The organism is Azospirillum sp. UFLA03-27 (genome assembly GCF_059803775.1).
This window is the reverse complement of sequence record NZ_JAUQTX010000064.1, coordinates 21,848-28,150: the sequence shown is the minus strand read 5'-3', so window position 1 is coordinate 28,150 and position 6,303 is coordinate 21,848. Positions and strand designations below refer to the sequence as shown.

The 6,303-nt window shown below is 67.2% G+C and carries 6 protein-coding genes and 1 pseudogene; 4 read left to right on the top strand and 3 right to left on the bottom strand.

Going from position 1 to position 6,303, the window contains the following annotated elements:
* Positions 1 to 395, bottom strand: a pseudogene (locus tag Q4I23_RS12340) (hypothetical protein); the annotation flags it as partial.
* 320 nt (positions 396 to 715) lie between these two features.
* Here Q4I23_RS12340 and Q4I23_RS12335 point away from each other — a divergent pair.
* Together Q4I23_RS12335 and Q4I23_RS12330 are read left to right on the top strand one after the other, a co-directional pair.
* Positions 716 to 1,009: a DUF2934 domain-containing protein gene (locus Q4I23_RS12335; RefSeq protein WP_038526604.1), complete on the top strand. Its 294-nt coding sequence runs from the start codon at positions 716 to 718 to the stop codon at positions 1,007 to 1,009.
* Positions 1,010 to 1,056: 47 nt separating this feature from the next.
* A complete protein-coding gene (locus tag Q4I23_RS12330) occupies positions 1,057 to 1,641 on the top strand; it encodes an HPF/RaiA family ribosome-associated protein (RefSeq protein ID WP_237903094.1) in 585 nt (194 codons plus the stop codon).
* 72 nt (positions 1,642 to 1,713) lie between these two features.
* Here the strand turns inward: Q4I23_RS12330 and Q4I23_RS12325 are convergent, their stop codons facing one another.
* Positions 1,714 to 2,946, bottom strand: a complete 1,233-nt coding sequence (locus tag Q4I23_RS12325; protein ID WP_498526425.1) for a L,D-transpeptidase family protein — start codon at positions 2,944 to 2,946, stop codon at positions 1,714 to 1,716.
* A 332-nt stretch (positions 2,947 to 3,278) separates the two neighbouring features.
* On the opposite strand from Q4I23_RS12325, the gene mepK reads away from it, so the two are divergent.
* Entirely contained in the window at positions 3,279 to 3,875 is a 597-nt protein-coding gene (gene mepK, locus Q4I23_RS12320) for a peptidoglycan L,D-endopeptidase MepK (protein WP_498526424.1), read from the top strand.
* A 170-nt stretch (positions 3,876 to 4,045) separates the two neighbouring features.
* Entirely contained in the window at positions 4,046 to 5,221 is a 1,176-nt protein-coding gene (locus Q4I23_RS12315; RefSeq protein WP_498526423.1) for a baeRF3 domain-containing protein, read from the top strand.
* A 69-nt stretch (positions 5,222 to 5,290) separates the two neighbouring features.
* On the opposite strand, the gene Q4I23_RS12310 is transcribed toward Q4I23_RS12315, so the two are convergent.
* Complete coding sequence (locus tag Q4I23_RS12310) at positions 5,291 to 6,010, bottom strand: helix-turn-helix domain-containing protein (RefSeq protein ID WP_498526422.1); 720 nt, start codon at positions 6,008 to 6,010, stop codon at positions 5,291 to 5,293.
* Positions 6,011 to 6,303 lie beyond the last annotated feature (293 nt).

Here is a 6,303-nt window from a genome sequence, read left to right as displayed (position 1 = left end):
GTTATAGTCTCGTGGGCTCGGAGATGTGTATAAGAGACAGGTCTGGTCTCCGGTGCTTGGGGCGATGCCTGAGGCGGCGCGGGCAGGGAAGGCGCGGGCGGCGGCGCGGAGGGGGGCGCGTCAAGGACGAGGCAGCCGAACCCGGCGCCGAGCATGCGGCGGCACAGCGCCGTCACGTCCAGCCCCACCGGGGCGGTGGCCCGCAGGGCGACGCCCTCGCCCTGGCGCCGCGCGTCGAGCGGAACGACCGCCGGGTTGAGGCCGTCCGCCAGATCGGGGGAGCGGCGGCGCAGGCTGTCCCACGCCCACCAGGCATCCCCTTCCCTTTGGAAGAGGCCCAGTTGCAGCAGCGACGGTCCATCGGCGGCGCGGGCGGCGCCAGCCGGGAGCGCCATCAGCACTCCCGCGGCCAACGGCAACACGAACAGGGAGGAGCGGAAACGGCGCATGCACGTGAGGAGGGAGGACGTGAGGGAGCGTCCGTGTTCAGGCCGATTCACACGTTTCTCCTCCGGATCGTCGCCGTCGTCGAATACCACCCCTTCGGGATTAATTCAAACGGCGCGGCCTCCATCGGTTCGCCCGCTCCGATCATCCCTTCGGGAGGAACCTTCGGTGTTCCGGCGCGGTTGACGGGGAGCGCGCCCGGCCCAAAGCCCTATCCCGCAGCAGGGTGCGGGCGGCGCGGAACAAGAACGGAAAGGAGGCAGCCCGGATGGCGGATGATTTGGAAAGCCGGATCAGAGCGCGCGCTCACCAGATCTGGGAGCGTGAAGGCCGTCCGGAGGATCGCGCCGAAGACCATTGGAAACTGGCGAGCGAGGAAATCGCCATCGAGGACAATTACCGGGACACCCTGCGCCCGAATCCGGCGCGCGGTCCCGACGACACCGCGGAGCGGACCGAGCCGGTCGAACCCGTGCTGAGCATGGAAAGCCAGGGTGAGATGCCCGGCATCGCCGACCAGGGCGAGGAATTCCGCATTCCCGGCCAGGCCCGCGACTCCTGACGGCGGCTCCCACCGCTTTCCTCACGTCGTGCTTAGAGAGGACCCCCATGGACACGAACCTGGAAATCGCCTTCCACAACATGGACTCCCAGCCGGAGCTGGAGGCCTACATCCGCGAACGGGCGGAGAAGACGGAAAAGCTGTTCGACCGGCTGGTCGGCATGCGGGTCGCCGTGGAAGCCCAGCATCGCCAGCACAAGACCGGCAACGTCTTCGACGTCCACATCGAGCTGATGGTGCCGGGCCAGGACATCGTGGTCAGCCGCAAGCCGAACAAGGCGAAGGAGCGCTACGCCAACCCCGACGCCCGCACCTCGATCCGCGACGCCTTCGAAGCCGCGGAGCGGCAGTTGAAGGAATACAAGGACAAGATGCGCCGCGACGTGAAGGTCCATGATCCGGAACAGCCGGGCCGGGTCTCGCAGCTCAACCCGACCGAGGATCACGGCTTCATCACGACCAACACCGGGACGCAGCTCTATTTCCACCGGAACAGCTGCCTGAACGTCGACATGGACCAGCTTAAGACCGGCGACCCGGTGAAATATGTGGAAACCGCGGGCGACACCGGCCCGACCGCCTCCAAGGTCTGGCGGGCGTCCGGGTCCGACACCGAATTGCGGGCCACCTGACGAGAAAGCCCCCGCCAATCGGCGGGGGCTTTTTTCTTGGAATGGCTTTTCTCGGAACGGACTTCCTTGAATTCAGGCTCTCTGGGCCGGGGGCATCGGATCGGCCGAGGTCGGACCGGTCGGGTCCGGCGCGGCTGTGGGGGCGGGATCCTCGTTCAGGTCGTAGATGTCCGGGTGCAGGCGGACGGCTTCGCGGTCATCCACCGTCGCGGTCCAGTAGACGAAGCGCACCGGCACCGGCTGGGTCAGCTTGATCCACTGCGGCTCCTGCCGGTCCAGCATGCGGTCGAGCCGCGCGGTCGAGACATGCTCGGTCGCCAGAAGCGCCTCGGCCATGCCGCGCGCGTCCTCCAGGCGGACGCAACCGGAGCTGACGGTGCGGATCTCGCGGTCGAACAGCCGCGGCTCGTTGGTGCCGTGCAGATAGATGTTGTAGGGGTTGGTCATGTTGAACCGGTACCGGCCCAGCGCGTTGTGATCGCCCGGCTGCTGGACGATCCGCACGCGGCGCGGCGAGACGTTGCGCCAGTCCACGACGCCCGGCTCGACCGGGGCGCCGTCCAGATAGACCACCGCGTTGGCGATGCCCGGCGTGCCCTTGGCCCGCAGCAGGGGCAGCTTGTCCTCCTTCAGGACGGTCGGCGGCACGGTCCAGGTTGGGTTGACGATGACGTGGGTGATCTGGTCCTGGAGCAGCGGCGTCTCGCGCGACGGGCGTCCGACGATCGAGCGCATGGTCAGCGCCTCCTCCCCGTCACGGACCAGCGTGGTGGTCTGGCTGGGCAGGTTCACCAGGATCACGGTCTCCGGCGCGGTGTCGCGGAAGGCGCGCATGGACAGGGCGCTGCGCCGCATCTGGGCGGCGGCCTCTTGCGGGCTGCGATCCAGCGCCACCCGCGTGCCGCCGCCGACCAGCCCGTCGACCTTCATGCGCTGGCTGAACTGGAAGGCGCGCACCGCGGTGTCCACATCCTCGTCGTACAGATCGCCCTGGCGCAGCCGGTCGAGGAAACCCAGTTCAGCCAAACGCTGCGTCAGCCGCTCCACGCGCTCGCCGCTGCTGCCCCTCTTGAGAAGCGGTCCGGACCCGATTCGGGTGATGGGACGCTCAGGTTCCGCCTCCAGCACCATGGCGGCGGCGTCCAGCCGGTCGGCCCAGCCGGTCAGCGTGTCGCGGTAGGGGGCCGCCTCGGCGGTGGTCGGCGTGGCGGCCGTGCTGGCGATCACGGACAGCGCCAGCGTCAGCGCGGCCAGGACCGGCGCCGGGCGGCGTCGTTGGTCGGTAGGCCTCTGGGATGTGTGCATGATCCGTCCTCGGCTGACAGGTGGTCCGATCCCCCGTGCTTTCTATCGAATGTAGTACGTGAAGCCCCGTCCGGCGAGGCGGGGACGCGCGTTCCAGGGGTCGGGAAATCGGCGTACGGCCTCCGGCCAGGGGGCAACCATTGCGCGTGGGGGCGCCGGAGGCCGATTTGTGACCGATTCGGGCCATTTTCGGGTTGATCCCGGTCAAGCCCTAGCCTATAGGGAATAGTCGTTCGCTATGACCACAATATTTTGGTCCTATTCGAACAATCCCTAGGGGGCCGTCCGGCGCTGGAACGGTGCGGCCCGATCACCAAAATGCATAGGGAGTGATGCTTTTGGGGAGTGACGACCGTGCCGCGCCGATGAATGGGCGCGAGACTGGCCGCCGTGGGTTTTTGACCTTCGCCGCCGCGACCCTGACCGCCTTGGCCGTTCCGGTCCTGGTGCCCGCCGGGCCGGCCCTTGCGGCACCCTTGGCCGGCGGCGTCCGCCGACTGGCCCTGCACAACATCAACACCAACGAGCAGTTCAGCGGAATCTATTGGGCCGACGGCGCCTATCGACCGGACGCGCTGAAGAAGCTGGACGTGTTGCTGCGCGATCATCGGGCCAAGCAGGTGGGTCGCTACGATCCGCGCCTGTTCGACGTCCTGGCCCGCCTGCACCACACGCTGGACAGCGACGAGCCCTTCCGGGTCATCTGCGGCTACCGGTCGCGCCGCACCAACGCCATGGCCCGCCGCCGCTCGCGCGGGGTGGCGAAGGAAAGCTACCACACCCGCGGCATGGCCATCGACGTGATGCTGCCGGATGTCGAGTTGAAGGCCATCGCCACCGCGGCCCGCGGCATGGAGGCCGGCGGCGTCGGCTACTACCCGCGCAGCGGCTTCGTGCACATCGACACCGGGCCGGTCCGCACCTGGTGACCGGCAGGCCCATGTGGATGACGCATCGCTGCGGGCGTCATAGGCTGAGTTGCCGTACGCCCTGTTCCGGGCGCCTGCCCAGTCGGTAGGCACCCCGGAACCATGGGCCGACGCGCCGGTTGCTCCAATCGGAATTCCCCGAACGAGCAACACGGAGGGCGACGAAGGCGATGTTCTGCAAACACGACCTGGAACGACTCCTGACCGTCGATGCCGCCCCGGCGGTGTCCATCTTCCTGCCCACCCACATCGCCGGGCGCGACATCCGCCAAGACGTGATCCGGCTGCGCAACCTGCTTGCCAAGGCCCAGGACCAGCTGTGCGAGAAGCACGGCCTGCGCCGGCCCGACGCCGAAGCCTTCCTGAAACCGGCGTCCGACCTGCTGGAGCAGAACGAGTTCTGGCGCCACATGGACCGTGGTCTGGCCATCTTCCTGGCCAAGGGCGTGTCGGCCATCCACCGCGTGCCCGTTGAACTGCCGGAGGAGGTGGTCGTCAACTCCCGCTTCACGCTGCGGCCCCTGCTGCCGCTGCTGGCGGACGACGGGGCCTTCATGATCCTGGCCGTCACTGCCGGGCGGGCCCGCCTGTTTTGCGCCACGCGCCACGGCATCGCGGAGGAGGATGCCGACCTGCCGCAGGGCTTCGCGGAAATCCATGCCGAAACCAATTACGAGAACAACCTTCACTCAGCCCCGCCGGCCCGCCATGCCGACCGCACGGACCGCGGCGGCGTGTCGATGGTCAAGACGCACAACTTCGGCGAAGACCCGGAAGAACTGCGCAAGGCCCATCTCATCGAGTATCTCGGGCGGGTGGCCGGCCGCGCGCGCGATCACCTGAAACCGTTCCGTGGTCCGCTGGTGCTGGTGGCCGACGAGGAAATCCAGGGGCATCTGCGCAGGGATGCGCATCTTCAGGGGAGGCTGGAAGAGAGGGTCGTGACGAACCCCGATGCCCTGGAGATCGACGACCTGCATCGACGCGCCTATGCGGTGGTCCGGCCGATGTTCGAATCGACGCGGCGGACGGCGGTGGAACGGTTCAACGCCCTCTACGGCGACCGCAACACGGCGGAGCGTACGACGACGCGGGCCGAGGAAGTGATGGTGGCGGCGCGCGAAGGGCGGGTCGGGGTTCTTCTGGTGGCTGAGAACGACAAGGTCTGGGGCCATTTCCGGGAGGACTATCACCGGGCCTTCCCGTTGCATCACGAGACGGACGGCGCTATCGACCTCGTCGAGGAGGCCGCCACGGAAACGCTGCTGCGCGGCGGAGAGGTGCATGTGGTGACCAAGGCGGAACTGCCGTCCGGTGCCTCGACTGCGGCGATCCTGCGTTTCTGATTCTGACGTCCTGGAGTTTTCCGGCAGCGGGGTGGTGTCCGATGGCGCCGCCCCATTGTCGTTCCGCCGTCAGGTGGACGCCTTGCTGGGTTTGCCGGTGGGCGCCTTTCCAGCGCGGTAGATGTCCGCCGGGTCCCAGACGGCGCCGTGACGCCGCCGCTTGCCACCGGTCGTCGTCTCGGCCTTGGCGCGGGGCTTGACGATGGCCTTCAGGACCATCTTGCCGGCCGGCACCGGCGGAACGGCCTTCGGCGCCGCCGGGGCCGTCAGCATGATCGCCTCGCGCGGGAAAGTCCTTGCCGGTATGGCGGTCGAGGACGCGGCTTCCGTTGGCCCGTCATGCTCGTCCTCGCGTGCGTCATGCAGATGGGGGGACAGGGAACTCAGCAGCGAGAGAAGCTCGTCGCCCACGCCTTCCGGTGCCGCCCGCCACAAGCGAAGCATGCGCGCCTCGCGGCGGCTGATCGAACTGTCGCTGATCCGGGCGTTGTCCGCTGCGGGCGTTTTTCCGACCGGTGCCTGCGGGTCGTCGTAACAATCGAAGAAAAAACTGACGGGAACGTCGAGTACCTGTCCCAGGCGATAAAGCGTTCCGGCGGAAATGCGGTTGGAGCCCCGCTCATATTTCTGAACCTGCTGAAACGTCAGGCCGATGGCTTCGCCCAGCTTCTCCTGACTCATACCCAGCAAGGTGCGGCGCATGCGTACGCGCTGCCCGACATGAGCGTCGACCGACCAGGATTCGGGCGACCCGCGTCGCCCTCTTTTGCGTGCCGCAGGTTCGCTCATGGACCCGGAACTCCAATGCTTGCGAATAAATATGTAGGATTTGAGAATGTCGCTTGGATTGTTTGCACAGAACTTTTCAGCAGGCAAGCGGAATCTCCGAGATTACTGCGCCGATGCCATGACTTGGACAGGCATAATGGCATATGGACTCTCTGGAGCCCTTGTTGCAGCGGGATGCTGAAAACACCGATTGCGGGGGAGGGCCAGCATCGCGCGTGCCGGTTGCGGTGCCGGTCCGGCGTGATGGTTGGGAAACAAACGAAGAGAAACGGCGCGGTATGCGTGCTGATTAT